The organism is Microbacterium maritypicum, from assembly GCF_041529975.1.
Lineage (GTDB): Bacteria > Actinomycetota > Actinomycetes > Actinomycetales > Microbacteriaceae > Microbacterium.
On the sequence record NZ_CP168030.1, the window covers coordinates 1,518,893 to 1,543,647 of the forward strand.

Below are 24,755 nucleotides of genomic sequence, written 5' to 3' on the forward strand. Positions count from 1 at the left end.
ACGAGCAATGCCAGCCCTCCTGCAGATGATCGGCCGCCGGCTGATCAGCGCGATCATCCTCCTCTGGGGGGTCACCGTCGTGACCTTCGCGCTCATGACCATCGTCCCCGGGGACCCGGCCGCCGCGAACCTGTCGCAGCAGGCCTACGACGACCCCGAGCTGCGTGCCGCGTTCGAGCAGAAATGGGGGCTGGACCAGCCCATCTGGGTGCAGTACGGCCGCTACATCGCGAACCTCTTCCAGGGTGATCTCGGTATCTCGCAGCAGACCCACCGCCCGATCACCCAGGACCTCGCGCAGTACATCCCCGCGACGCTCGAGGTGGCGCTGCCCGCCATGATCCTCGCGATCGTCATCGCCGTCGCGCTGGGCATGATCGCCGCCACCCGCAAGGGTTCGACCATCGACGGCGGCATCCGCGGCGTGTCCCTCATCGGGCTCTCCACCCCGCCGTTCTGGCTCGCGCTCGTCGCGCTGTACGTCTTCTTCTACGCGCTCGGACTCGTCCCCAACGGCGGGCGCCTCAGCAACGAATACGACCCGCCGCCCACCGTCACCGGCATGTACACGCTGGACGCCGTGTTCGCCGGGCAGTGGGACGTGTTCGCCGACGCCGTCTGGCACCTCATCCTCCCCGTCGGCATCCTCACCGCGCTCACCGTCTCGGGCCTGCTGCGCTTCGTGCGCTCCGCCATGATCGAGGTGCTGGACGCCGAGTACATCCGAGCCGCCACCGCGAAGGGCCTCCCGGCGCGGACGATCACCTGGCGCCACGTCTTCAAAGCGGGACTGCTGCCGGTGCTCACGGTGACCGGGCTGATGTTCGCCTCGCTGCTCGGTGGCGCCGTGCTCGTCGAGCAGGTGCTCTCGTGGCCGGGGCTCGGCCAGTACGCCTACAAGAGCGCCCTCTCGCTCGATCTGCAGGCGATCCTCGGCGTGACGCTGTTCATCGCCGTCGTCTACACCCTGATCAACCTCCTCGTCGACGTGCTCTACACGATCGTGGACCCCCGGATCGGAGCGAAATGACCATCCTGTCCTCCGACCGGCTCGCCGTCGCGAAGGAGCCGCGTCGTCGCGGATTCCGTCGCAGCCGCCGGTTCACACCGCGCACCTCGTTCTGGACGCCGGTGACGGTGATCTCCTTCGGCGTGATCGCCGCGTGGATCCTCGCAGCGCTCCTCGCCCCGGTCATCGCGCCGTACGACCCGCTCGAGACGAGCGGACCATTCCTGGACGCACCGTCGGCCGCGCACTGGATGGGGACGGACGACCTCGGTCGCGACGTTCTGAGCCGAGTGATCTACGGTGCCCAACTCTCGCTGCCCCTCGCCCTCGCGATCGTCGTGTTCTCGCTGCTCGTCGGCGGAACCGTCGGCCTCGCGGCCGGGTACTTCGGCAAGGCGGCGGACAACCTGCTGATGCGCGTGGCCGACCTCGTGCTCGCGTTCCCGCAGATCATCCTCGCCATGGCGGTCGCCGCGGCCTTCGGGCCGAGCGTCGGAAACGCCGTGCTCGCGCTCGTGATCGTCTCCTGGCCGCTGTACGCGCGGATCATCCGCAGCTCGGTGCTCAGCGTGCGCGAGCAGGAATACGTCTTCTCCGGACGCCTGCTCGGGTCGACGACCCTGAAGTCCATCGTCAAGGACGTCATCCCCAACAGCGCCGGCCCCGCGCTCGTGATGGCGACTATCGAGCTCGGCAATGCCATCCTCATGCTCGCCGCGCTCTCGTTCCTCGGCCTCGGCCCCCGGCCCCCGGCTGCGGAATGGGGCGCGATGATCGCCCTCGGCTCGCAGAACCTCGGGAACTGGTGGATCAGCCTGTTCCCCGGTCTCGCGATCCTCACGATCGTGATGGCCTTCAACCTGCTGGGAGACGCCGTCCAGGACTACCTGGATCCCCGCTCACGGAATGCGAGGAAGCGATGAGCGACGCGACGCTGCTCTCGATCGAGGACCTCTCCGTCGTCATGCCGACGCCGGACGGCGAGATCGAGCTCGTACACGACACGAGCATCCGGATCGGCCAGGGCGAGGTCGTCGGCCTCGCCGGCGAGAGCGGCTCGGGAAAGAGCATGACGGCCTCAGCAGTCATGGGCATCCTTCCCGAGGGCGCGACCGCCTCCGGCCGGGTCCTGTTCGAGGGGCGGGACCTGCTGAACCTCAGCACCCGGGAGCTCAACGAGGTGCGCGGCAATCGCATCTCCATCGTGTTCCAGGATCCGACTGCGGCACTGCACCCGCTGCTGCGGATCGGCACGCAGATCACCGAGCACCTCATCCACCACACCGGTGTGAGCCAGAAGCAGGCGCAGGCGCGAGCGATCGAGCTGCTCGATCTCGTGCGCATCCGCGACCCGCACCAGGCGATCACGGCGTATCCGCACCAGTTCTCCGGAGGCATGCGCCAGCGTGCGGCCATCGCGATCGCGCTCGCGTGCGAGCCCCGCCTGCTGATCGCCGACGAACCCACCACCGCGCTCGACGTCACCGTGCAGGCCGGCATCCTCCGTCTGTTCGACCGCCTGGCGCGCGAGACGGGGGTGTCGATGCTGTTCATCACGCACGACCTCGGGGTGATGAGCGCGATCGCCGACCGCACCTACATCTTCAAGGACGGCACCGTCGTCGAGCACGGTCCGACGAACGAGATCCTCAACACCCCGTCGCACGAGTACACCCGCGCGCTGATCGCATCCAGGGCGCAGTCGCTCGCCGCGCAGCGCACCCACCGAGGAGGCGCACGATGAGCGCGTTGGAGATCGACGACGTCGTCGTCACGCACCGCCGGCGCGGCGCCCCGCCCGTGCACGCGGTGAAGGGCGTCTCGCTGACCGTCGAACGCGGCCGGATCGTCGGACTCGTGGGGGAGTCGGGATGCGGCAAGTCGTCGCTCGCCCGGGTCGCCGTGGGGATCGACCGTCCGACCTCGGGCACTGTGCGCTTCGACGGAGAGCCGCTGCATCCGCTCACGATGCGCCGCCGCCCGAGTCGCGACCGCGGGCTGCAGATGGTGTTCCAGAACCCGTACGCCTCGCTGAGTCCCCGTCGCTCGATCGGAGCGCAGCTGCTGGATGGCGCTCCCGATGCGCTGGAGCGATCCGCCCGTGCTGCCGAGGTCTCGAGACTGCTGCGACTGGTCGGACTCGACGAGTCGGCCGCCTCTCGCTACCCCACCCAGTTCTCGGGTGGTCAACGGCAACGGCTCGCGATCGCCCGTGCGCTCGCCGCCCAGCCCAGCGTGGTCGTCGCCGATGAGCCGGTCACGGCCCTCGATGCCTTCTCGTCGGCGCAGATCGTCGAGCTGCTGCAGGGCCTCGTCCGCGAACTCGGCATGGCGATGCTGTTCATCTCGCACGACCTGTCGTTGGTGCGGGCCATCGCCGACGAGACGGCCGTGATGTACGCGGGTGAGATCATCGAGCGCGGGCCCAGCGAACAGCTGTGGCAGCACGCAGAGCACCCCTACACGCAGCGCCTCATCGATGCCATCCCGGAGATCGGCCCGACGAAGCGGCTGCCGGGCAGAGAAGAAGACCTCGCGGAGGCCGTCGCGGCCCCCGCCACGGGAGGAGAAGCATGATCACCATCGCCGAGGACCGCCGCGTCCTCCTCACCGGAGCCCGCATCTTCGACGGGCGCTCCGAGCACCTGCGGGACGGGCTCGACATCCTCGTCGACGCCGACGGAGTGATCGCGGGGCTCGGCGCCACCCGCACCCTCGATGCCGGCGACGCACGCGTGATCGACCTGGCCGGAAGGATCCTCAGCCCGGGGCTGATCAACATGCACGTGCACCTGGGGCTCGCGCTGCCCGGGACGGCCGGGGCGGAGATCGCCTCCAAGGGCGACCCCGACCTGCTGCTGGTGATGGCCGACAGCGCCCGACGCACCCTGCATGCGGGTGTCACGACCGCGCGGCTGGTCGGCGAGAGCCGCTACCTCGACTTCGCCCTGCGCCGCGGCATCGACGCCGGGATCATCGCCGGCCCACGGCTGTACACCGCCGGACACGCACTGTGCTGCACCGGTGGGCACGGATGGGAGTCCGACGCGCTGGAGGGCGACGGCGCCGACGACCTGCGCCGACTGACGCGCCTGCAGATCCGTCACGGCGCCGACCTGATCAAGGTCTGCATCTCGGGCGGGATCGCGGGGGAGCACGAGCAGATCGACACCCCGCAGCTGACCGACGACGAGATGGCCGCCGTCATCCAGACCGCGCATGACTGGGGCCGCAAGGTCACCGCGCACGTCGGGCCGTCCGAGACGCTGCGGCGTGCCATCGAGCTCGGCCTGGACTGCGTCGAGCACGGCTACGAGCTGACCCGTGAGGTCACCGATCTGATGAGCGAGCGCGGCGTCTGGTACGTGCCGACCATCACGGTCAGCCGGTGCGAGGAGTTCTTCGACGCGCAGGGCGTGCCCACCTGGATGAAGGAGCGTGCGCTCGGTGCGGGTCCGCGTCACTGGGAGAGCCTCGAGAACGCGATCGCGAGCGGGGTGCGCATCGCCATGGGCACAGACATGCCGCCCGCCGCGGACTTCGACGGCACGACCGCGACGGTGCGCGAGATGGAGTTCATGGTCGACGCGGGCATGACCTCGCTGGACGTCATGCGCTCGGCCACCTCGTACGCGGCGGAGCTGCTCGGAGCTGACGACCTCGGCGTCGTCGAGGTCGGTGCGAGGGCGGACTTCATCGCCACGGACGCGGATCCGACAGCGGATGTGGCTGCGCTGCGCGGAATCGACTGGGTCATGCAGGGCGGCGCCGTGCTGCGGGACGACCGGGCCGGACGGTGAACACCCCGACTTCGGGCACCCCGACCTCGGGCACCTCGACCGCGCGCATCGCCGACGAGTACGTCGCGACGCTCGCCGACCACGAGCCGGCCGCTGCGCAGGCGCTCGGCGTCACCGCGCAGGATCGACTGCCCGATCTCAGCGCCGACTGGGCGGTCGAACGTCGTGCGCTCGCCGTGCGCACGCGCGACGCCCTGGCGACCGTCGAGCCGACGACGGAGGATGCCGCGCTGCACGCCGCTCTTCGGGAACGCATGGACAGCGACATCGCCCTGTTCGACACCGGTTTCACCGCACGGCTGCTCGCACCGCTGGCGACACCGGTGCATCTGGTGCGCGAGGCGTTCGACGACGTCACCGTCACGGATGACGCCGCCGGCGACGAGATCATCACCCGCCTGTCGGCGGTGCCGCGGGCGCTGACCCAGCTCGACGACCGCCTGAAGTGGGCGCGCGCGGCGGGGGAGCGGGGCGAGTTCATCGGCACCGGCATCGCCGCGGAACGGCAGGTGCGCGAGGTCGCGGATCAGATCGCGAGCTGGATCGATCCGGATGGGGTCGACTACTTCCGCTCCCTCCGGGCGACAGACCTGTCCACCTCCCGCCGCAGCGCTCTGGATCGTGCGGCACTCGCGGCGACCGACGCGATGGCGGGGTTCGAGCGGATGCTGCGCGACGAATTGCTGCCCCATGCGCCACTGCAGGATGCCGTCGGCGAGAGCGTCTATCGCGCGACCGCGCAGAGCTTCCTCGGCACCGAGCTCGACCTCGACGAGGTGTACGACTACGGCTGGCACGAACTCGATCGGCTGTGGCGGCAGGCGCGCGGCGTCGCGGGGGAGATCCTCGGCACCGGCGCGACGGCAGACGTCTCCGTCGCCGCTCGCGCGCTCGCGCAGGACCCCGGGCACCGCGTCGATGCGGACGCTGTCATCGGCTGGTTGCGTGATCGCCTGGACTGGACCCTGGATCGGGTCGACGGCACGGCCTTCACGCTGCCCGCGGACGTGCGCGATGTCGACATCGTCGTTCCGCGGGCCGCGAAGGGCGTCGTCTACTACACGCCCGGTGCGCCCGACGGCTCGGTGCGCAGCAAGATCGTCTGGACGATCCCCGCCGGAGCGACGTCGGTGCCGACCTGGCAGGAGCTCACGAGTCTCCACCATGAGGGCGTCCCCGGCCACCACCTCGAGCATGCGGTGAACCGGGCCAATGCGTCCCTGCACCCCTGGCAGCGCTACCTCTGCGAGATCCACGGGTATGCCGAGGGCTGGGCGCACTACTCGGAGGCGCTGTCGGACGAGCTGGGCCTGCTGCGCGATGCCCCGGAACGGCTGGGGATGCTGCTCGGACAGCTGTGGCGCACGGTGCGCATCGTCGCCGACATCGGTCTGCACACCGGCCGGCCGCTGCGGCGCAACGAAGTCACCGACCAGACGGAGTGGACGCCGGCGATCGCCCGCGACTTCCTGGTGCACTACGGCCTCGTCGACCCCGTGACCGCGCGGTTCGAGGTGGACCGCTACCTCGGCTGGCCGGGCCAAGCCCTGGCGTTCAAGGTCGGCGCGAAGCTCTGGGCCGAGGCGCGTACGGCGAGCACCGCATCCACTCTCGACTTCCACACCCGGGCACTCGCGCTCGGACCGATGGGGCTCGCGCCGCTGCGCGAGCGTCTGCTGCAGGATCTGACGAAGGAACACGCATGACCACCACCGCCGAACTCGAGCACTTCATCGTCGACCTGTACCAGGACCTCGCCGACCGTGCCGCGTTCGACGCGCGCCTCGCCGACGACGTGACGGTGTGGGAGACGCCCTGGCCGACGCTCATGCACGGCATCACCGAACTCGACGAGCTGCGGGGGCCCGCCGCCGACCCCGAAGAGCGCCGGCGGACCCTGCCGAGCGTCGTGCCGACCGGCATCGTCACGAGCGACTTCGGTGACACCGGGGTGATCCGGTACGTGCTCGAGGTGCGCCCTGCGGCGGGCGAGCCGCTGGTCGAGGTCGTACGCGTCACGGATGTGGTGCGTCGTGACGCCGACGGATGGCGGATCGTGCACCACCACGCCCAGGACATGCCGGTCGAGTGAGTCGCACGAGTCGGAGCAAGGAGAGACAGATGGACCGCAACACCGTCGACTGGCACGGGTACATCCCGGCGATCACCACCCCGTTCACGCGCGAGGGGGAGCTGGACCCCGTCGCGTTCGAAGGGCAGATGCAGTGGCTGGCTGCGCAGGGGATGCACGGCGTCATCCTCGCCGGCACCTCCGGCGAGTGGTTCAGCATGACCGAGGCCGAACGGGCAGAGCTGTTCGCACTCGGCGGCCGGTTCCGCGCGGACATGCGCGTGATCGGCGGCTGCAACGCGTTCACGGCGGCCGAGGCGATCCGGCACGCGCACGCGGCGGAGGAGGCCGGGCTCGACGGTATCCTCGTGACGCCGCCGCCCTACATGGTGCCCACCCGCGAGGAGATCGTGGCCTTCTACCAGGAGGTCTCCGACGGCACATCGCTCCCCGTCACCGTGTACAACTGGCCGCGCGGCTGCATCGTCGACCTGAGCCCGGACCTCCTGAGCGAACTGGCCGACATCGAGAACGTCGTGGCGATCAAGAACTCCACCGGCGACTTCCGGGCTTTCCTCGACGCCATGTATCTCGTGGAGGATCGCGTGCGCTACTTCGGCGTCCCGACGAACGCGCTCGGAGCCGACCTCGCGACGCTCGGTCACGGAGACGGTCTCATGGGCTCCGGAGCCCCGCTCGGCAACGACCACCCCGGCTTCTGGGATGCGCTCGCCGCGGGGGATCGGGCGCGGGCGATCGAACTCGGCGCTCGTGATCGCGTGGTCATGACCAGCTGGTTCGGGCCGGACTACGGCGCGCAGTTCGGAAACCAGCAGGCGATCATGAAGACCGCCCTTCGGTTGCAGGGCGTTCCGGCCGGTTTCGTCCGCCGCCCCCTGCTCGAACTCTCGACCGAGCAGGTGGACCGTGTCCGCACCACGCTGGAGGGGCTCGGCATCGCGACCGTGCCGTTGTCGTGAGCATGCGGTACGACGCGGTCGTCATCGGCGGTGGCCTGCTCGGCGGGGCACTGACCTGGATGCTGGCACGCGAGGGCGCCTCCGTACTGCTGCTGGAGAAAGACCAGTTGAACCAGCACGCCTCCGGCCAGAACGCCGGCAGCCTGCACTTCCAGCTCGAGTATCGGATGGTCGAGAACGGGTGGGAGTCGGCGCGCACCGCCGCCGCAGCCATGCCCCTGCATCTGGACGCCGCCGAGGCCTGGACGCGGCTGGGAGATGAGCTGGGCGAATCGGTCGGTGTCGTGCAGCGCGGCGGCTTCATGCTCGCCGAGACGGCGGAGCAGGTCGCGGTGCTCGAACGCAAGGTCGGTCTCGAGCAGGAGTGGGGGCTGGATGTCACCCTCCTCGACGGTGATGAGGCGCGGCGCATCGCGCCCTACCTGTCGGAGTCGGTGCTCGCGGCCGCCTTCTGTCCGATCGAGGGCAAGGCCGAGACGCGCACCGCGGGGCCTGCGCTCGTGCGGGGTGCGGTGAAGCTCGGTGCAGAAGTCCGCACGCACACCCGTGTGACCGGGCTCGAGCGCGACGCGCACGGCTGGAAGGTGACCGCCGCCGGTCCGGACTCGACGCTGAGCATCCACGCCGACACGGTGATGATCGCCGCGGGGGTGTGGACCACGGAACTGGGCGCGCTCGCCGGGGCCGACCTGCCGACCATCCCGCTCGCCCTCATGATGAGCGTGAGCGCGCCGGTCGAACCGTTCATCGGACACCTGATCCAGCACGCCGGCGCCAAGCTCTCGCTCAAGCAGACGCAGAACGGCACGGTGCTGATCGGCGGGGGGTGGCCCGCGGCACTCAGCCGCCGCGCGGGCTCCCCGGACCTGGAGACGCGTCCTCGCCTTCTCCCGGAATCCATCGTGGGCAATGCCCGCGCGGCGATCGGAGTGGTGCCGGGCACAGCTCGACTGCCCATCGTGCGTTCCTGGGCGGGGACCACGACGATCACCCCGGATCAGCTGCCCCTCGTGGGAGAGGTGCCCGGATGTCCGGGGATGTTCGTGGCCACCGGGGGATCGGCCTTCACGCTCGGGCCGAGCTTCGCCCGTTCCCTCTGCGACCTGGCTGCCGGTCGCACACCTCACATCGACCTGCGGCCCTACGCCCCGGACAGATTCGGAGTCATGGCATGAAAGACCAGCCCCTCGCCGATCGCGCGGTGCCGCGGCGGCTGGACGTGTCCTTCGTCGTGGACGGACGCTCCGTGCGCGCTGCGGCGGGGGAGACCGTGGCGGCGGCGATGCTGGCCGAGGGCGAGCGGTGCTTCGCCCGGCGGAGCGGCGAGCAGCGCGCGCCGCTGTGCAACATGGGCACCTGCTTCGAGTGCGCGATCACAGTCGACGGCGTGCCGATGACCCGCACCTGCCTGACAACCGTCCGCGACGGCATGAACGTGCGGACCGACGCATGAGCGCCGACCTCTACGACCTTGCGATCGTCGGGGCAGGACCGGCCGGTCTGGCCGCAGCGCTCGAGGCGCACGCACAGGGCCTTCGGACGCTCGTGATCGACGAGCAGCGCGCGGCGGGGGGACAGATCTTCCGTCAGCCGCCGACCGAGTTCGACGAGCCGGTGCGGTCTCCGGTCGGGTACCCCTGGGCGGCGGATCTGCTCGCGGATGCGGCCGGGGCCACCGGCGTCGACTGGTGGTTCGAGTCGACGGTGTTCGGTGTGCTCGACGCGCGCTCGACCGGCCGCGACGACTTCGAGGTGCTCGTCACGGGCTCTCAGGGTTCGCGGCGCGCGCACGCCCGAAGGCTGCTCGTCGCCACCGGCGCCTACGACATGCCGGTGGCGATCCCCGGATGGACGATGCCTGGCGTGCTGATGGCCGGCGCGGCACAGGGACTCCTGAAGGCGCAGCATGTGCGGGCAGTGGGTCCGGTCGTGCTGGCAGGCTCGCATCCGCTGATGCTGATCGTGGCCGCCCAGCTGGTCCGTTCGGGGGCCGACGTGGCCGAGGTGGTCTTCGCCCGCGGACTGCCCTCCCTGCGCGAGCTGTTCCTCGCCGCTCCGGCCGTGCCGGGGCATGTGCGTCTGCTGGCCGAGCTCGCCGGCTGCGTGCTCACCCTCGTGCGACACGGCGTCCGGATAACGACGTCGGCGGTCCCCACCGCGATCATCGGCGACGGCGGTGTGACCGGCATCCGACTGGCGAAGGCCGACCGGGCGTGGCGCGTGCGCGGCCCCGAGCGCGAGGTTCCGGCGCGGACCGTCGTCCTCGGATACGGGTTCCAGGCCTCCACCGAGCTCGCGCGTCAGCTCGGATGCCCCGTGCGTTGGGACTCGGCCGCCGGCGGGTGGCTCGTGGATGTCGACGGCACCTTCGAGACGGGCGTTCCCGGGGTCTTCGTCGCGGGTGAGCCCACCGGTGTCTCCGGGGCCGAGCAGTCACGGGCGGAGGGGGCCGCAGCGGCGGCAGCGATCGCCGCCGGTCTCGGCAGGCCCGTGGACGCCGTGCGCGCTCGGGCGATCGAACGGGACCTGCGCCGCTCCCGACGGTTCGCCGCGGTCGTGCAGCGGATGTTCGCGCCCGAGCGCCCTGGCCTCACGGCACTCGCGACGCCGGCGACGACGGTCTGCCGATGCGAGGCGATTCCGCGGTCCGACGTCGACGGGTTCCTCGAGGCGAACAGGCATGCCGACACCGTGGATGCGGTCAAGCTGAGCTGCCGCACGGGTATGGGCCCCTGCCAGGGGCGCTACTGCGAGACGACTGTGGCCGGTGCGGTCGCCGCCGCGCGCGGCGGGACGGTCTCCGACGCCGGTCGCTTCGCCGCCCAGCTGCCCGTCAAGCCGGTGTCCCTGCAGACGTACGCCGACCTCTTCGACGCGGACTGACCGAGGTCGGCGCCCGGGTGGGCGCCGACCGGCGTCAGCGGATCCGCAGATCCTTGCGGAGGATCTTCCCGGAGCTCGACTTCGGGATCACGTCGATGAACTCGACCTGTCGCACCTTCTCGTGCGGGGCGACATGGGCGGCGACGTGCGCCATGACGGCATCCGTGTCGAGGTCGGCGTCCGGCTGCCGCACCACGAACGCCTTCGGCACCTCCTGGCCGTCGTCGTCGAGGGCGCCGATAACGGCGGCGTCGGCGATGGCAGGGTGTTCGAGCAGCACCGCCTCCAGTACGGCGGGGGCGACCTGGTACCCCTTGTACTTGATGAGCTCCTTGAGCCGGTCGACGATGCGATAGATGCCGTCGTGGGTGACGGTCGCGACATCGCCGGTGTGCAGCCAGCCGTCGGCGTCGAGCATCTCGGCTGTGGCATCCGGACGGTTGAGATACCCGACCATGACCTGCGGCCCGCGCACCCACAGCTCGCCCGGCTCGCTGGCACCCTCGGCGGGCACGGCCACGTCTTCGCCCGATTCCGGGTCGACCAGTCGTGCCTCGGTGTTCGGCACGAGCGGGCCGATGGCCGAGCGGTCGATGTCGTCGCGGGTCTCGGAGGTGAGGTTCACGGCCGGGCTGGTCTCGGTCATGCCGTACCCCTGGGTGACGATGCAGTCGAGCCGGCTCGCCACCGCAGACGCCAGCGCCCCGTCGAGGGGAGCGGCTCCGGAGAAGATGACCTTCACCGCCGAGAGGTCGTACTGGTCGACGATCGGATGCTTCGCCAGTGCGACCGCGATCGGGGGCGCGACGAACACCCAGGTCGTCCGATGCTCGGCGATGATGCGGAGGAACTCGGGCAGATCGAACTTCGGCATCGTGACGAGTCCCGCGCGCTGGCGGAGCGCGAAGTTCAGCAGCACGGTCATCCCGTAGATGTGGAAGAAGGGAAGCACCGCGAGGAGGCGGTCGTTCGCGCCGACGCCGAGAACGGGTCGGCACTGCGACACGTTCGCCACGAGGTTCCGATGCGTGAGCATCACGCCCTTCGGTCGTCCGGTCGTGCCGGAGGAGTAGGGCAGGACGGCCAGGTGCGTCGCGGGATCGAACGACACCTCGGGTGCGGGATGCCCCTCGCCCAGCAGCGCCGGCAGCGACGGATGGCCCTCCACTCCGTCGAGGACGATCACGTGATCGGCCGCGAAGCCGAGCTTCTCCGCAGCCGCCAGAGCTCCGGGGAGCAGCGGTGAGACGGTCACGAGCCACGTCGCCCCCGCATCGGTGAGCTGATTCGCGATCTCATCTGCGGTGTAGAGGGAGTTGATGGTCGTCGCGGTCGCCCCCGCGCGGAGGATGCCGTGGAACACCGTCGCGAACGCGGGGATGTTCGGGCACAGCACGCCGACCGTGGTCCCCACACCCACCCCGCGGGCGGCGAGGGCTCCCGCGAAGAGGTCGATCTGCCCGACGAGCTGCCGGTAGCTGGTGGTCGCTCCGCTCACCCCGTCGATCAGTGCGATCGAGTCGAGCTCGGTCTCGTCGAGCCCGCCGAAGAGGAACTCGTGGATGGAGACCTCGGGGATCTCCACATCGGGATAGGCGCTGCGAACCATGAGATCTCCTTCGATCCGGGGGTGTCGACGTCGTCGTCGAATGCGATCCAGTGTCGCACACAACGGCACCGGGTCCCAGGGTTCGGGAGAGGTCAGACGGCGCCGTTCAGCCGGTACCGCGTGCTCGGTCGACCCTTCGTCGTGTAGTCGAGCGTGCGGATCGCTCGACCGGCGCTCGCGAGGTGCTCGAGGTAGCGTCGCGCGCTGACCCGGGAGATGTCGAGGTCCTCGCCGATCTCGGTCGCCGAGGCATCCGGGCGTGCCGCGAGTGCCGCGACCACGCGATCGAGCGTCTCCGCACTGAGCCCCTTCGGAACGCCGAACCGCTGACGGAACGCGATGATCGCGTCCGCGGCCTCGACGCGGCGGACGACGTCGTGCAGCTCGGTGTGATCCCGCAGCAGCAGAGTCGCCCCGATGCCGCCGCCGTCGGCGTCGCTGCCGGTGCTCCGGGCGACGAGCACATGCGAGCCGACGATCACGGGCCGCCCGGCCGCCTCGCCCTCGCGGAGCACGGTCGTCAACTCCTCGCCCAGCACCTCCGCGGCCGGCGCCCCGTCGAGGTCTGCGGCATCCCGGCCGAGGAAGCGCGCGGCCGCGTCGTTGACCAGCGTGATCCGTCCTGTTCCGTCGACCGTGACCACGCCTTCGCTGAGGCCGTGCAGCGTGGTCTCCTGGTTCTTCACGAGCGCGGCGATCTGATGGGGCTCGAGCCCGTAGATCCGACGACGGATGATCGAGGTCACCCACGCCGAGCCGAACACCCCGAACACGGCGGCCGCGAGCATCGCCGAGATCAGCCAGACCAGGTTCGCGGTGAACTCCTCGTTGAGCTCCGATTCGAGGATCCCGACCGACGCGGTGCCGATGACGGTGCCGTCGTCGTCGCGGATCGGGACCTTGACCCGCCAGGACGTGCCGAGCGTTCCGGTCTGCGTGCCCACGTAGACCTCGCCGGAGAGGGGGATCGAGGGGTCGGTGGACACCTTCTCCCCGATGCGCTCCGGATTCGGGTGCGAGTAGCGGATGCCGTCCTCGTCGGCCACGACGACGTACGCGAGGTCGGATGCCTCGCGGATGACCTCGGCGATCGGCTGGATGGTGGTCGAGGGCTCCGCATCGTCGAAGGCGTCGAGGACGGTCGGCAGTGCGGCCACCGACTGGGCCACGGCCTGCATCCGGTCTTTGTAGGCCTCGCGGAGCGCCTGCTCCTGGAACGCGCCGGCCACGATGCCGGTCGCCAGGGTCACCAGGAACACGATCAGCGCCTGCAGCACGAGGAGCTGCACGCGGAGCGTCATCTTCGAGGCCACCTGATCATTGTCGCGCCTGCGCGAGGACCCCGCGAGCGGGGGACGACGCCGTCTCCGACCAATAGTTCCGAAACTCCGACCAATGGTTTCCGAAGCTTGAGCGGCGGCACGCGAGCTTCCACTGTTGACCCCACAGCAGCACGAACGCTCAAGGAGGAGCGCATATGAAGAACGCACGCATCGCCACCCTGACCGCACTCGCGGCGGTGGCGGCATTCACACTGACCTCGTGCGCCGGAGGCAGCGCCGCGAACGACGGCGGCGGTGAGGCCGAGGCCGCCGCCGTCACCGACGTCTCGATCGTCGTCCCCGCAGACCCCGGCGGAGGCTGGGACCAGACCGGCCGTGCCGTGTCGCAGGTGCTCACCGAGGAAGACATCGTCAGCTCGGCTCCCGTGACCAACGTCGGCGGCGCCGGCGGAACGGTCGGCCTGGCCCAGCTCGCGAACGAGAAGGACCCGAACACCCTCATGGTCATGGGGCTCGTGATGGTCGGCGCCGTCGAGACGAACGCCTCGGCGGTGCGGATCGAGGACACCACGCCGATCGCCCGCCTCACGGACGAGCCGCTCGTGGTGGTCGTCCCGGCGGATTCGAAGTACGACACCCTCGAGGATCTGGTGGAAGACGTCGTCGACAACGGGCAGTCGGTCACGATCACGGGAGGCTCGGCGGGAGGGGCCGATCACATCCTCGCCGGGCTGATGCTCGAGGAGGCGGGCCTCGATGGTGCGGAGATCGCGGAGAAGCTGAACTACACCCCGAACTCCGGCGGCGGCGAGGCGGTCCCGCTGCTCATCGGCGGCAAGGTCGCGGCGGGCATCTCCGGCGTCGGCGAGTTCGCGCAGCACATCGAGAGCGGCGACCTTCGGGCGCTGGCGGTCTCGAGCGAGGAGCCGGTCTCCCAGCTCCCGGACGTGCCGACCATCACCGAAGAGGGCTACGACGTGGTGCTCACCAACTGGCGCGGGGTGATCGCGCCCGGGGGCATCTCCGACGGCGAGAAGGACGAGCTGGTGCGCGTGATCACCGAGCTGCACGACTCCGAGGCCTGGACCGATCAGTTGGAGACCAAGGGCTGGACGGATGCATTCCTGGTCGGCGCGGAGTTCGATGAGTTCCTCACCGGGGACATCGAAGAGGTCACCGCGACGCTGAAGAACATCGGTCTGGTGCAGTGACATGACGGTCCCCGCATCGTCGGGGACCGAGGAGCGGGGCGTGCGAGACGGCCATGACGGCCGGCTCGCACGCCGTGCTCCCTCCGTCCCCATCGGCGAGCTCGTGTTCGCCGGCATCATGGTCGCCCTCGGCGTCTTCGCTGTGGTCGGCATCTTCCTGATCCACGTCCCGGTCGGCATGAAGGCCGGGCCGACGGTCTTCCCGATCTTCGTCTCGGTGATCCTGCTCGCCTCCGCGGTCGCCGTCCTGATCGGCGTGCTGCGGGGGGAACGCGGCGGGGCGGAGGACGCGGAAGACGTCGATCAGAGCCTCCCGACCGACTGGGTCACCCTCGCCAAGCTCGCGGGACTCGTCGTCGCGCACCTGCTCCTGATCGAGCCGCTGGGATGGGCGCCCGCAGCCGCCCTGCTGTTCGGCGGAGTCGCGTGGTCGCTCGCCGCCAAACGGTGGTGGATGGCGTTCCTCATCGGCATCGTCGTAGCCCTCGTGATCCAGATCGTCTTCGGCGGTCTGCTCGGTCTGTCGCTGCCGTGGGGTCCTGCTCTCGGCTGGCTCGGAAGGATGTTCTGATGGACAGCTGGACCCTGCTCCTGGAGGGATTCGCGACCGCGCTGCAGCCGCAGTACCTCGCGTTCGCCTTCCTCGGCGTCTTCGTCGGCACCGCGGTCGGAGTGCTCCCGGGCATCGGCCCCGCGATGACGGTGGCGCTGCTGCTGCCCCTCACCTACACGCTCGATCCCGCCGCGGCGCTCATCACCTTCGCCGGCATCTACTACGGCGGCATGTACGGCGGCTCGACGACGAGCATCCTCCTCAACACCCCAGGGGAGTCGGCGTCGATCGTCACGGCGATCGAGGGCAACAAGATGGCCAGGATGGGGCGCGGCGCAGCGGCGCTCGCCACCGCGGCCATCGGATCCTTCATCGCGGGAACACTGGCGACGCTCGGGCTGACGCTGCTGGCGCCGCTGCTCGCGCGGTTCGCGGTGAACCTCGGTCCCGCGGACTACGTGGCCCTCATCGTGATCGCGTTCATCACGGTCGGCGCACTGATCGGCAGCTCGATCTCGCGCGGCATGCTCTCGCTCGGGGTCGGCTTGTTCCTCGGGCTCGTGGGCACCGACTGGCTCTCGGGGCAGCAGCGCTACACGCTCGGGCTCCCGGCACTGTCCGACGGCGTGGACATCGTCCTGGTCGCCGTCGGTCTGTTCGCGGTCGGGGAGACGTTCTACATCGCCGCGCGGCTGCGACACGGCGGCGTCGATGTGATCCCCGTGACCCGCGGATGGCGCTCCTGGATGACCAAGGCCGACTGGCGGAGGTCGTGGAAGCCCTGGCTGCGAGGAACCGCGATCGGCTTCCCGATCGGCACCATCCCGGCGGGCGGCGCGGATGTCGCCACGTTCCTGTCGTACGCGACCGAGCGCAAGCTGTCGAAGCACCGCGACGAGTTCGGACGCGGTGCGATCGAGGGCGTCGCAGGCCCCGAGTCGGCGAACAACGCGGCCGCCGCCGGTGTGCTGGTGCCGCTGCTCACGCTGGGCCTTCCGACGACGGCGACCGCCGCGATCATCCTCACGGCGTTCCAGTCGTACGGCATCCAGCCGGGGCCGCTGCTGTTCGAGAGCCAGTCGAACCTGGTGTGGGCTCTCATCGCGAGCCTGTACATCGGCAACGTCATCCTGATCGTGCTCAACCTGCCGCTCGTGGGCATGTGGGTGAAGCTGCTGCAGATCCCGCGGCCGTACCTGTACGCGGGCATCCTGCTGTTCGCGGTCTTCGGGGCGTACGCGCTGCACAGCTCGCCGACCGACATCGTGATCCTGTTGATCGTCGGCATCCTCGGCTACTTCATGCGGCGGTACGGCTACCCCGTGGCGCCGCTGGTGGTCGGGATGATCCTGGGGCCGATGGCCGAGGAGCAGCTGCGCAAGGCGCTGCAGCTGAGCCAGGGCGATCTGAGCACGCTGGTCCTGCAGCCGTTCGCGGCGATCGCCTACGGGGTGCTCGCGCTCCTCATCGTCGGCGGGCTGTGGCTGCGTCGACGGCAGCGTCGGTACGAGCAGGCGCTGACGGAGTCGATCTCGGTGCCCATCAAGGCCGACTCGGAGGTCTGAGTCCGAGACGGTGGGTTCGAGAGGGGAGGAGGCCGCGAGTAGGCTGATCCGGTGAGTGACGTACAGGCCCCCGCGCGAGGGCCTCGCGCCTACGCAGCATTCATCGGGATCGGCCTTCTCGCCGGTCTCCTCTCCGGACTCTTCGGCGTCGGCGGCGGCACGGTCATCGTCCCGCTGCTGGTGCTCCTGCTGCACTTCGACCAGCGCCTCGCGGCCGGAACCTCGCTGGCCGCGATCGTGCCGACCGCGAGCGTCGGCGTCATCTCCTACGCCACGACGGGTTCCGTCGCCTGGATCCCCGCGATCATCCTCGCGGCCGGTGCCGTGGTGGGTGCGCAGATCGGCACGCGCCTGCTGCCCCGCATCTCGCAGACCGCTCTGCGCTGGGGCTTCGTCGGCTTCCTGGTGGTCGTGATCGTCAGCCTCTTCCTGGTGATCCCCTCCCGCGATGCCGCCTTCGAACTCTCCTGGCTGACCGGCATCGCCCTCGTCGGTGTCGGTGTCGGCACGGGCATCCTCGCCGGGCTCATCGGTGTCGGCGGCGGCGTGATCGTCGTCCCCGTGCTGATGCTGGCCTTCGGCACGAGCGACCTGGTCGCTAAGGGCACCTCGCTGCTGATGATGATCCCGACCGCGATCTCGGGCACGGTCGGCAACCTACGCAACCGCAACGTCGACCTCCTCGCCGCCGCGCTCATCGGCGTCTCCGCGTGCACGACCACGGCCCTCGGTGCGTGGTTGGCGACGATCGTCGACCCGACGCTGGGCAACATGCTGTTCGCGGCATACCTCGTCGTCATCGCGGTGCAGATGGCGATCAAGGCGGTCCGCGGGCGCAAGCGCGGCTGAGCTCGCGCCGCCGTTCCGCCCGGGGAGTTTCCTCGCCCGGGCGTCCGCAGCAGCATGCCCTCGCGTCGTGCCTCCGGTGATGGCCGGAAGAGGCGACGCTCGCTTTTTCTGTTCCGCCTCTTTACAGCGATGAGCTTGTTCGCTAACGTCAGTCATCACATGACGTTATATAACGAGTTATGACGTCTGAATCGAAGGTCATCAGAAGGGACCACCTTGTCTGCCACCGCACTGTTCGTCGACTCCGCCACGATCGAGAGCCAGCTCGCTGCGGCTCGCCAGGCGATCGCGACCCGGGAGAACATCTCGCGTGTCGTGCTCACCGCCTGCGGCGGCTCCTACGCCGTCATGCAGCCCATCGAGTACTTCTTCGGCACTACGGCGAAGACGCTCGAGGCCACCGCCCTCAACGCGGCCGAGTTCACGTCGCGCGCATCCTCCCGGGTCGACGCGGAGACGCTCGTCATCCTCTGCTCGCACTCCGGCACCACACCGGAGACGGTGCAGGCCGCGAAGCACGCCCGAGAGCGCGGTGCGCTCACCGTCGCATTCACGTTCGACCCGACGTCGCCCCTCGCTGAGGCCGCGGAGTACGTGGTGGCGTACCAGCACGGCGAGGGCAAGAGCGAGGCCCACGTCGGGCCCGCCCTCATCCTCCGCCTCGTCGCCGGCATCCTCGACGATCGCGAGCAGGCCGGGCTCGCCACGGCGATCGACGACGCGGTCGCCCAGCTCCCCGCTCTCGTCCCCGCGCTCCGGGAGGCGCACGCGGTCGCTGCGGACGAGTGGGGCTACTCCTCGCGGCGCGAGCCGCTCATCTACACGCTCGCGTCCGGCTCGAACTTCGGCACGGCATACTCCTTCGCGATCTGCCTGCTGCAGGAAATGCAGTGGGTGCATTCGGCCGCGATCCACGCGGGCGAGTACTTCCACGGTCCCTTCGAGATCACGGAGGAGGACGTGCCGTTCATCGCCCTCCTCGGGCTCGATGAGACTCGGCCCGTGGAGCAGCGCGCCGTCGACTTCCTCACCTCGCACTCGAAGCGCGTCCTGGTGATCGACGCGCAGGAGTTCGGCCTCGACGCCGTGTCTCCCGAGGTCCGCGGGATCTTCGCGCACCTCCTCTTCAACGTCGTGCTGCGCGCCTACGCGGACGCTCTGGCCGATCACCGTGGTCACCCCCTCAGCGTGCGCCGCTACATGTGGCGCATGGAGTACTAGGAACGAAAGGATCGCAACGATGCGAAAGTCAACCCGAATCGCTGTGGCGGCTGCGGCCGTCGCGGCCCTCGCCCTCCCGTTGTCCGCCTGCGCAGGCGGAGACGGCGCCGCGACGGACGGAGAGGTGGAGATCAGCTTCTTCCACCGCTGGCCGAACGAACCGAAGAACACGTACTACAGCGACATCGTCGCGGAGTTCGAGAAGGAGAACCCCGACGTCAAGGTCAAGGTGGAAAGCGTCCTCAACGACGCCTACAAGGACAAGGTGAAGGTGGTCGCCGGCTCGGCCAACGCGCCCGACGTCCTGTTCACGTGGAGCGGCTCGTTCGTCGACGAGCTGGTGTCGAACGACGCCCTGCTCGACCTCGGGCCGTGGCTCGAGAAGGACACCGAGTTCCGGGACAGCTTCTATCCGAGTCAGCTGGCCGCGTTCACGGTCGACGGCGCTCCGTACGGGCTCCCGGTGGGCATGCAGTCGAAGCTCTTCTTCTACAACAAGGAGGTGTTCGAGGAGCTGGGGCTGGAGGTGCCGACCACCTGGGACGAATTCATCGACGTCCTGGAGGCGATCAAGGACGCCGGTCTGACCCCGATCGAGTACGGCGCGCAGGAGCAGTGGACCATCGCCCACTACGTCGGCACGCTCAACCAGCGCGTCGTGGATCCCGAGGTGTTTGCCGCGGACCAGGACCCGGCGACGGGGGAGTTCACCGACGAGGGGTACGTCGAAGCGCTGGAGCGATTCCAGGAGCTGGCCACGTACATGAACGACGACCTCGCGGCCGTCGGGCATGAGGTCGCGAGGAACGCATGGATCGCGGGCGATGCGCCGATCATGTACATGCAGAGTGCCGAGGTCGGGTACTTCGGAGACGCCCAGTTCGAATACGGGACGTTCAACTTCCCGGAGGTCGAAGGCGGCAAGGGGGATCCGAACGAACTCACGGGCGCGCCCGAGGGCTTCGCGATCTCGAAGACCACGAAGCATCCGGAGGAGGCGGAGCGCTTCCTGGAGTTCCTGCTCAGCAAGGAGAGCGGCACCGCGTACGCGGAGCAGGCCGGAGAACTGAGCGCGGTCGTCGGCGCGGTGGAGGATGCCGACGTGCCGGAGATCACCAAGGAGCTGGCGCAGGGGATCGTCGACGCTTCGGCGATGACGACCTGGCTCGACAACGCCTACGATCCGCAGATCGTCCAGGCGTACCTGGCCGAGACCCAGCTGATGCTCAGCGGTCAGCAGACGCCGGAGGGCGTCATGGCCGCCGTGCAGGAAGCAGCGAAGCGCGTGCGCGACGCATCCTGATCCACTCCTGGGGCCGTCGGCGCGAGCCGTCGGCGGCCCCACTCACCTATGGAAGAGATCCCGTGATGAGAACACGCTCACGAGCATGGTCGAACCTGCTCTACGTGCTCCCCGCGATCATCCTCATCGGGGTGTTCGTGTACTACCCGCTGTTCGCGAATGCGGCGTTCGGCTTCTTCTCGTTCAGCGCCGGTGCGGGCGAGATGCGATTCGTCGGCTGGGACAATTTCGTCCGGCTCTTCAGCGACCCCGTCATCGCCACCGCGCTCGGCAACAACCTGCTCTACGCCGTCGTCTCCATCGTGTGCCAGGTGGGCGGCAGCCTCGTGATCGCCGCGTGGCTGACCCGGTTGCTCGGCAGGCGCATGGGCGCCTTCCTGCGCAGCCTGTACTTCCTCCCCGCGGTCATCTCCATGACCGTCATCGCGCTCCTCTTCACGTTCGTCTACAACGCGCGCGGCGGGCTCCTGAACTCGCTGCTGGAGCTGGTCGGACTGGGGGATCTGCAGACCGCCTGGCTGGCAGACGTCGACACCGCGATGGGGGCCGTGATCGGTGTCTCGCAGTGGCAGAGCATCGGCTACATCTGCATGCTCTACGTCGTCGCACTCCAGCAGATCCCCGAGGAGTACTACGAAGCCGCCGCGTTGGATGGCGCGGGGCGCATCCGTCAGTTCTTCAGCATCACCGTCCCGCAGGCGAAGGAGATGATCTTCGTCGCGATGATCCTCACGGTCTCCGGGGCGTTCACCGTCTTCAACGAGCCCTACATCCTGACCAAGGGCGGTCCGGGCAACACGACACAGGTCCTGGCGACGTACATGTACAACCAGGGCTTCTTCCAGAACCAGATGGGCTACGCCTCGGCGATCGCGAGCCTGATCTTCGTGATCACCCTCGTGCTCTCCGTGGTGCAGATGCTGTCGTTCCGAAGTGGGAAGGACTGAGATGAGCAGCACCGGCATGCGTCCGATGGAGCGGCTCCGCCGTCTCCCCGTCCATGTGATCCTCGCGATCTACGCCGTCGTGATCGCCTACCCCCTCATCTGGATGGTGATCTCCTCGTTCAAGTCGTCCTCCGAGATCTTCACCGACCCGTGGGGGCTGCCGTCCGTCTGGCTCGTCCAGAACTATGCGGCGGCGTGGGACCGGGGCATCTCCGACTACTTCCTCAACTCGGTCATCGTGACGATCGTCTCGACGCTCGCCACCGTCGCGATCGCGGCCCTCTGCGCCTACGGCATGGTCCGGCTGGGAAGCCGGGCGGCGAACGTCATGCTCGTCATCGCGATGGGCGGGCTCGTGGTCGCGCCGCAGGTGAGCCTGATCCCGCTGTACCGGCTGCTCGATGCGATGGGGCTGCTCAACACGCCGTGGGCGATGATCCTCCCGTATGTCGCCTTCCGCCTCCCCATGGCGATCCTCCTGATCCGCTCGGTGTTCCTCGGGATCCCTCGGGAGCTGGAGGACGCGGCCACGATCGACGGATGCCGTTCCCTCGGTGTCTTCCGGCACGTGTACCTGCCTCTGAGCGCCTCGGTGCTGACCACGACCGCCGTGCTCACGGGGTACTTCGCCTGGAACGAGTTCCTGTTCGCGATCGTGTACATCGACACCGACTCGCTGCGGACGATCCCGGCGGGACTCATGTCCTTCCGGGACTCGCTGTCGACGGAGTGGGGTGTTCTGCTGGCAGGATTGACGATCGCCGCGCTGCCCATCGTCGTGGTCTTCATCGCCCTGCAGCGGTATTTCGTCGCGGGCGTCGCCGCCGGGAGTGTGAAGGGATGAGCATGGACACTGCGGATGAGCTCCGCGAGGTGCTCGCACGAGTCGAGCCGCCGTCGCTGGTGGGGGTCGGGGACAACGTGCTCGACTGCTATCTGCACGAGGACCTCGCGTATCCGGGCGGCAACGCCCTCAACGTCGCCGCGTACAGCCGGCTGTTCTTCGGCGGCGAGGCCGGATTCGTCGGGATCATGGGGGATGACCGGTTCGCCGACCACATCCGCCACGTGCTCGACGAGATCGCCGTGGACCGGAGGCGCGTCCGCGACGTGCACGGTGCGAACGGAATGGCGTTCGTGGCGCTCGACGACGACGGCGACCGACGGTTCGTCGCATCCAACCGCGGTGGCGTGCAGTCGGAACTCCGCCTGCGGCTGACCGAGACCGACCACGACTACCTCGCGGGGTTCGCGCGGGTGCACACCTCGGTGTACTCGTCGATCGAGCCGGAGCTGCCGGCGATCGCCGCGCGTGGCATCCGGGTCTCGTACGACTACTCCGACGACGCGCCGCGCGAGATCATCCAGGAGACCGCGAGGCACGTCGATGTCGGCTTCTTCTCAGGAGGAGCGCTGTCGGAGGCCGAGGTCGAGGACCTCGGGCGGTTCGCCGTCGACTGCGGTCTCGGCTCGGCGGTGATCACTCTCGGCGCACGGGGTTCGTGGGCGTTCGACGCGGTGTCCGCCCGCCGCTCCGGCATCCGCCCGGTCGACGCGGTCGATGCGCTCGGTGCCGGGGACTCGTTCATCACCGGGTTCCTCGCCGCACGGGCAGCGGGCGCGGACCTCGCCGAGAGCCTCGACGTCGCAGCCACCAGCGGGGCACTCGCCTGCACGTTGCGAGGAGCGTTCGGATACCCTGTGCATGCGGGGGACGATGCTCGAGCACAGATGCTTCGACGGTATCCGTCGCCATAGCGAGGAGGGTTTCGACGTGACACAGCTGGCGTCCGCCGTCGGATCCACGCCGCTCCATGAGCAGGTGCGCAGCCTGCTCATGCGTGAGATCGACGCGGGCACGTACGCCGAAGGCGAGCGGCTTCCCTCGGAGCCCGAACTGTGCGAACGGTTCGGCGTCAGCCGGATCACCGTGCGGCGTGCGGTCGCCGACCTCGAAGGTCTGGGGCTCGTGCACCGACAGCAGGGGAGAGGCACGTTCGTCGCCCCGCGCCGGGAGGTCGTCGGTACCATGACCGTCGGTGGCTTCGCCGACAAGGTGGTCGGCGACGGAGTGAAGTCCCGGCGGATCATGCGCGCCGAGATCATCCCCGCGGAGGAGAAGCACGCCCGTCGGCTCGGCGTTCCCGTCGGCGACCCGGTGTTCCATCTGGTCCGTGTCTTCGCCCTCGACAGCACACCGCTGTCCATCGACGACAGCCGCTACTCGCTCACGCGGTTCCCCGACTTCGACTCCCACATCGATCACGACACCTCCACCTATCAGGTGCTCCGCGACGTCTACGGGGTCGAGTTCTCGGAGATGTACCGCGAGATCGACGTCGGATTCACGAATGAGCAGACCGCGCGGTGGCTCGGTCGGCCCGAGCGCGACCCGCTGATCGTCATCCGAAAGCGGGCGCTCGACACGCACGGAGAGATCGTGCACACCTCTCGCGTGAAGGTCGTGCCGAGCCGGGTGACCTTGAACATGGTGGCCAGGTCCACCGACGGAACCGCCACCACCGCGTCGGTCGCCGGCGATTCCTGAACAGGCCGAGCGAGACGCGCAGCCGGGCCTCGGTAGGATCGAGGGGTGGCAGTGAACCAAGAACTGGTCGGCCGGGAGTTCCCGCCGACGGCCCCCTACCTCGTCGGCCGCGAGAAGGTGCGCGAGTTCGCGCGCGCCGTCTTCGCCGATGCTCCGCAGCACACCGACGTCGAAGCGGCCCGCGCGGCCGGCTTCTCCGACGTCGTGGCGCCGCCGACCTTCGCGATGGTCATCCAGGACCTCACGCTCCAGCAGCTGCTGGCGCAGGAGGACTCCGGCATCGTGCTCGCCCGCACGATCCACGCCGAGCAGCGCTTCACCTACACGCGACCGATCGTGGCGGGCGATGAGCTCACCGCGCAGCTGCGCGTCACCGGCATCCGGATGATGGGCGGCAACGCCATGATCACCAGCGAGGCCGCGATCACCGACGCCGCGGGCGACCATGTCGTCACGGCGACGAGCGTGCTGCTGGTGGGCGCCGAGAGCACGGACGAAGGGAAGGCCGCCTGATGGGCTACACCGTCGGAGACGTGGTCGCCGAGCGCACCGTGCATCTCACCCGCGAGTCGCTCGTGCGCTACGCGGGAGCGTCCGGAGACTTCAACCCCATCCACTACCGTGACGATGTCGCCGCATCCGTCGGGCTTCCCGGCGTGCTCGCGCACGGCATGCTGACGATGGGCATCGCCTCGTCGGTGGTCGTCGCCGCCCTCGACCCGGCCGCGAAGATCCTCGACTACGGGGTGCGCTTCACCAAGCCGGTCGTCGTCGACCCGGTCGATGGTGCCGACATCACCGTCGTCGCCACGGTCGGCGCGGTCGATGAAGAGGTCGCGCGCATCGACCTCAAGGTCACGTTCGGCGAGACCACGGTGCTCGTCAAGGCGCAGCTGCGCGTCGCCGTCTGATGAGGACGCTCT

General features: G+C 69.3%; 25 protein-coding genes. 23 read left to right on the plus strand and 2 right to left on the minus strand.

Features of this window, described 5'->3' with window-relative positions:
- Nucleotides 1–7 precede the first annotated feature (7 nt).
- Genes ACCO44_RS07455 through ACCO44_RS07505 form a run of 11 tightly spaced genes read left to right on the plus strand, consistent with a single transcriptional unit; the run spans nt 8 to nt 10,743 of the window.
- Nucleotides 8–1,030 carry an ABC transporter permease gene (locus ACCO44_RS07455; protein WP_372469112.1) on the plus strand — a complete coding sequence of 341 codons (1,023 nt, stop codon included), beginning with the start codon at nt 8–10 and terminating at the stop codon, nt 1,028–1,030.
- On the plus strand, nt 1,027–1,932 hold the full coding sequence (locus tag ACCO44_RS07460; protein WP_372469113.1) for an ABC transporter permease: 906 nt from the start codon (nt 1,027–1,029) through the stop codon (nt 1,930–1,932). The genes ACCO44_RS07455 and ACCO44_RS07460 overlap by 4 nt, the downstream gene beginning before the upstream one ends.
- A complete protein-coding gene (locus tag ACCO44_RS07465) occupies nt 1,929–2,753 on the plus strand; it encodes an ABC transporter ATP-binding protein (protein WP_219860770.1) in 825 nt (274 codons plus the stop codon). Before ACCO44_RS07460 ends, ACCO44_RS07465 begins: the two co-directional genes overlap by 4 nt.
- Nucleotides 2,750–3,586 (plus strand): ABC transporter ATP-binding protein, encoded by an 837-nt coding sequence (locus ACCO44_RS07470; RefSeq protein WP_051662235.1) that lies wholly within the window; start codon nt 2,750–2,752, stop codon nt 3,584–3,586. Before ACCO44_RS07465 ends, ACCO44_RS07470 begins: the two co-directional genes overlap by 4 nt.
- Nucleotides 3,583–4,809: an amidohydrolase family protein gene (locus ACCO44_RS07475; protein WP_372469114.1), complete on the plus strand. Its 1,227-nt coding sequence runs from the start codon at nt 3,583–3,585 to the stop codon at nt 4,807–4,809. Before ACCO44_RS07470 ends, ACCO44_RS07475 begins: the two co-directional genes overlap by 4 nt.
- The gene (locus tag ACCO44_RS07480; protein ID WP_372469115.1) at nt 4,806–6,515 is read left to right on the plus strand and encodes a DUF885 domain-containing protein; all 1,710 of its coding nucleotides are present in this window, start codon (nt 4,806–4,808) and stop codon (nt 6,513–6,515) included. Before ACCO44_RS07475 ends, ACCO44_RS07480 begins: the two co-directional genes overlap by 4 nt.
- On the plus strand, nt 6,512–6,901 hold the full coding sequence (locus ACCO44_RS07485) for a nuclear transport factor 2 family protein (RefSeq protein WP_372469116.1): 390 nt from the start codon (nt 6,512–6,514) through the stop codon (nt 6,899–6,901). The genes ACCO44_RS07480 and ACCO44_RS07485 overlap by 4 nt, the downstream gene beginning before the upstream one ends.
- Before the next feature lie 29 nt (nt 6,902–6,930).
- Nucleotides 6,931–7,860: a dihydrodipicolinate synthase family protein gene (locus ACCO44_RS07490; protein ID WP_105710433.1), complete on the plus strand. Its 930-nt coding sequence runs from the start codon at nt 6,931–6,933 to the stop codon at nt 7,858–7,860.
- Between the two features lie 2 nt (nt 7,861–7,862).
- A complete protein-coding gene (locus tag ACCO44_RS07495) occupies nt 7,863–9,035 on the plus strand; it encodes an NAD(P)/FAD-dependent oxidoreductase (RefSeq protein WP_372469454.1) in 1,173 nt (390 codons plus the stop codon).
- Nucleotides 9,032–9,313 (plus strand): 2Fe-2S iron-sulfur cluster-binding protein, encoded by a 282-nt coding sequence (locus ACCO44_RS07500; protein WP_372469117.1) that lies wholly within the window; start codon nt 9,032–9,034, stop codon nt 9,311–9,313. Before ACCO44_RS07495 ends, ACCO44_RS07500 begins: the two co-directional genes overlap by 4 nt.
- The gene (locus tag ACCO44_RS07505) at nt 9,310–10,743 is read left to right on the plus strand and encodes an FAD-dependent oxidoreductase (RefSeq protein ID WP_372469119.1); all 1,434 of its coding nucleotides are present in this window, start codon (nt 9,310–9,312) and stop codon (nt 10,741–10,743) included. Before ACCO44_RS07500 ends, ACCO44_RS07505 begins: the two co-directional genes overlap by 4 nt.
- A 34-nt stretch (nt 10,744–10,777) precedes the next feature.
- Here ACCO44_RS07505 and ACCO44_RS07510 read toward each other — a convergent pair whose 3' ends face one another.
- A complete protein-coding gene (locus ACCO44_RS07510) occupies nt 10,778–12,352 on the minus strand; it encodes an AMP-binding protein (RefSeq protein ID WP_372469120.1) in 1,575 nt (524 codons plus the stop codon).
- 92 nt (nt 12,353–12,444) lie between these two features.
- Nucleotides 12,445–13,665 (minus strand): PAS domain-containing protein, encoded by a 1,221-nt coding sequence (locus tag ACCO44_RS07515; protein ID WP_372469121.1) that lies wholly within the window; start codon nt 13,663–13,665, stop codon nt 12,445–12,447.
- A 164-nt stretch (nt 13,666–13,829) separates the two neighbouring features.
- On the opposite strand from ACCO44_RS07515, the gene ACCO44_RS07520 reads away from it, so the two are divergent.
- The 12 genes from ACCO44_RS07520 (at nt 13,830) to ACCO44_RS07575 (ending at nt 24,743) form a co-directional block, all read left to right on the plus strand.
- Nucleotides 13,830–14,846, plus strand: a complete 1,017-nt coding sequence (locus ACCO44_RS07520) for a tripartite tricarboxylate transporter substrate binding protein (RefSeq protein WP_215070474.1) — start codon at nt 13,830–13,832, stop codon at nt 14,844–14,846.
- Between the two features lie 40 nt (nt 14,847–14,886).
- Nucleotides 14,887–15,417 carry a tripartite tricarboxylate transporter TctB family protein gene (locus ACCO44_RS07525; protein ID WP_167634475.1) on the plus strand — a complete coding sequence of 177 codons (531 nt, stop codon included), beginning with the start codon at nt 14,887–14,889 and terminating at the stop codon, nt 15,415–15,417.
- Nucleotides 15,417–16,964 (plus strand): tripartite tricarboxylate transporter permease, encoded by a 1,548-nt coding sequence (locus ACCO44_RS07530; protein WP_262001327.1) that lies wholly within the window; start codon nt 15,417–15,419, stop codon nt 16,962–16,964. The genes ACCO44_RS07525 and ACCO44_RS07530 overlap by 1 nt, the downstream gene beginning before the upstream one ends.
- Nucleotides 16,965–17,015: 51 nt before the next feature.
- Nucleotides 17,016–17,813 carry a sulfite exporter TauE/SafE family protein gene (locus ACCO44_RS07535; protein WP_372469122.1) on the plus strand — a complete coding sequence of 266 codons (798 nt, stop codon included), beginning with the start codon at nt 17,016–17,018 and terminating at the stop codon, nt 17,811–17,813.
- 216 nt (nt 17,814–18,029) lie between these two features.
- Complete coding sequence (locus ACCO44_RS07540) at nt 18,030–19,034, plus strand: SIS domain-containing protein (protein WP_372469124.1); 1,005 nt, start codon at nt 18,030–18,032, stop codon at nt 19,032–19,034.
- A 19-nt stretch (nt 19,035–19,053) separates the two neighbouring features.
- Nucleotides 19,054–20,337: an extracellular solute-binding protein gene (locus tag ACCO44_RS07545; RefSeq protein WP_372469125.1), complete on the plus strand. Its 1,284-nt coding sequence runs from the start codon at nt 19,054–19,056 to the stop codon at nt 20,335–20,337.
- 65 nt (nt 20,338–20,402) lie between these two features.
- Nucleotides 20,403–21,284: a carbohydrate ABC transporter permease gene (locus ACCO44_RS07550; RefSeq protein WP_372469126.1), complete on the plus strand. Its 882-nt coding sequence runs from the start codon at nt 20,403–20,405 to the stop codon at nt 21,282–21,284.
- A 1-nt stretch (nt 21,285) separates the two neighbouring features.
- The gene (locus ACCO44_RS07555; RefSeq protein WP_372469128.1) at nt 21,286–22,128 is read left to right on the plus strand and encodes a carbohydrate ABC transporter permease; all 843 of its coding nucleotides are present in this window, start codon (nt 21,286–21,288) and stop codon (nt 22,126–22,128) included.
- Complete coding sequence (locus ACCO44_RS07560; protein WP_372469129.1) at nt 22,125–23,042, plus strand: PfkB family carbohydrate kinase; 918 nt, start codon at nt 22,125–22,127, stop codon at nt 23,040–23,042. The genes ACCO44_RS07555 and ACCO44_RS07560 overlap by 4 nt, the downstream gene beginning before the upstream one ends.
- A 16-nt stretch (nt 23,043–23,058) precedes the next feature.
- Nucleotides 23,059–23,832, plus strand: coding sequence for a GntR family transcriptional regulator (locus tag ACCO44_RS07565; RefSeq protein WP_372469130.1), 774 nt, complete (start codon nt 23,059–23,061; stop codon nt 23,830–23,832).
- Nucleotides 23,833–23,877: 45 nt separating this feature from the next.
- Nucleotides 23,878–24,345, plus strand: coding sequence for a MaoC family dehydratase N-terminal domain-containing protein (locus ACCO44_RS07570; protein WP_029260958.1), 468 nt, complete (start codon nt 23,878–23,880; stop codon nt 24,343–24,345).
- Nucleotides 24,345–24,743: a MaoC/PaaZ C-terminal domain-containing protein gene (locus ACCO44_RS07575; RefSeq protein ID WP_105710422.1), complete on the plus strand. Its 399-nt coding sequence runs from the start codon at nt 24,345–24,347 to the stop codon at nt 24,741–24,743. Before ACCO44_RS07570 ends, ACCO44_RS07575 begins: the two co-directional genes overlap by 1 nt.
- The last annotated feature ends 12 nt before the right edge of the window (nt 24,744–24,755 follow it).

What these genes read in the sequence shown, in the direction of transcription:
- ACCO44_RS07505 (WP_372469119.1), top strand. Translation starts at nt 9,310, where the DNA reads ATGAGCGCCGACCTCTACGACCTTGCGATCGTCGGGGCAGGACCGGCC.
- ACCO44_RS07490 (WP_105710433.1), top strand. Translation starts at nt 6,931, where the DNA reads ATGGACCGCAACACCGTCGACTGGCACGGGTACATCCCGGCGATCACC.
- ACCO44_RS07465 (WP_219860770.1), top strand. Translation starts at nt 1,929, where the DNA reads ATGAGCGACGCGACGCTGCTCTCGATCGAGGACCTCTCCGTCGTCATG.
- ACCO44_RS07575 (WP_105710422.1), top strand. Translation starts at nt 24,345, where the DNA reads ATGGGCTACACCGTCGGAGACGTGGTCGCCGAGCGCACCGTGCATCTC.
- ACCO44_RS07500 (WP_372469117.1), top strand. Translation starts at nt 9,032, where the DNA reads ATGAAAGACCAGCCCCTCGCCGATCGCGCGGTGCCGCGGCGGCTGGAC.
- ACCO44_RS07530 (WP_262001327.1), top strand. Translation starts at nt 15,417, where the DNA reads ATGGACAGCTGGACCCTGCTCCTGGAGGGATTCGCGACCGCGCTGCAG.
- ACCO44_RS07460 (WP_372469113.1), top strand. Translation starts at nt 1,027, where the DNA reads ATGACCATCCTGTCCTCCGACCGGCTCGCCGTCGCGAAGGAGCCGCGT.
- ACCO44_RS07545 (WP_372469125.1), top strand. Translation starts at nt 19,054, where the DNA reads ATGCGAAAGTCAACCCGAATCGCTGTGGCGGCTGCGGCCGTCGCGGCC.
- ACCO44_RS07475 (WP_372469114.1), top strand. Translation starts at nt 3,583, where the DNA reads ATGATCACCATCGCCGAGGACCGCCGCGTCCTCCTCACCGGAGCCCGC.
- ACCO44_RS07495 (WP_372469454.1), top strand. Translation starts at nt 7,863, where the DNA reads ATGCGGTACGACGCGGTCGTCATCGGCGGTGGCCTGCTCGGCGGGGCA.
- ACCO44_RS07520 (WP_215070474.1), top strand. Translation starts at nt 13,830, where the DNA reads ATGAAGAACGCACGCATCGCCACCCTGACCGCACTCGCGGCGGTGGCG.
- ACCO44_RS07550 (WP_372469126.1), top strand. Translation starts at nt 20,403, where the DNA reads ATGAGAACACGCTCACGAGCATGGTCGAACCTGCTCTACGTGCTCCCC.
- ACCO44_RS07555 (WP_372469128.1), top strand. Translation starts at nt 21,286, where the DNA reads ATGAGCAGCACCGGCATGCGTCCGATGGAGCGGCTCCGCCGTCTCCCC.
- ACCO44_RS07560 (WP_372469129.1), top strand. Translation starts at nt 22,125, where the DNA reads ATGAGCATGGACACTGCGGATGAGCTCCGCGAGGTGCTCGCACGAGTC.
- ACCO44_RS07455 (WP_372469112.1), top strand. Translation starts at nt 8, where the DNA reads ATGCCAGCCCTCCTGCAGATGATCGGCCGCCGGCTGATCAGCGCGATC.
- ACCO44_RS07485 (WP_372469116.1), top strand. Translation starts at nt 6,512, where the DNA reads ATGACCACCACCGCCGAACTCGAGCACTTCATCGTCGACCTGTACCAG.
- ACCO44_RS07470 (WP_051662235.1), top strand. Translation starts at nt 2,750, where the DNA reads ATGAGCGCGTTGGAGATCGACGACGTCGTCGTCACGCACCGCCGGCGC.
- ACCO44_RS07510 (WP_372469120.1), bottom strand. Translation starts at nt 12,352, where the DNA reads ATGGTTCGCAGCGCCTATCCCGATGTGGAGATCCCCGAGGTCTCCATC.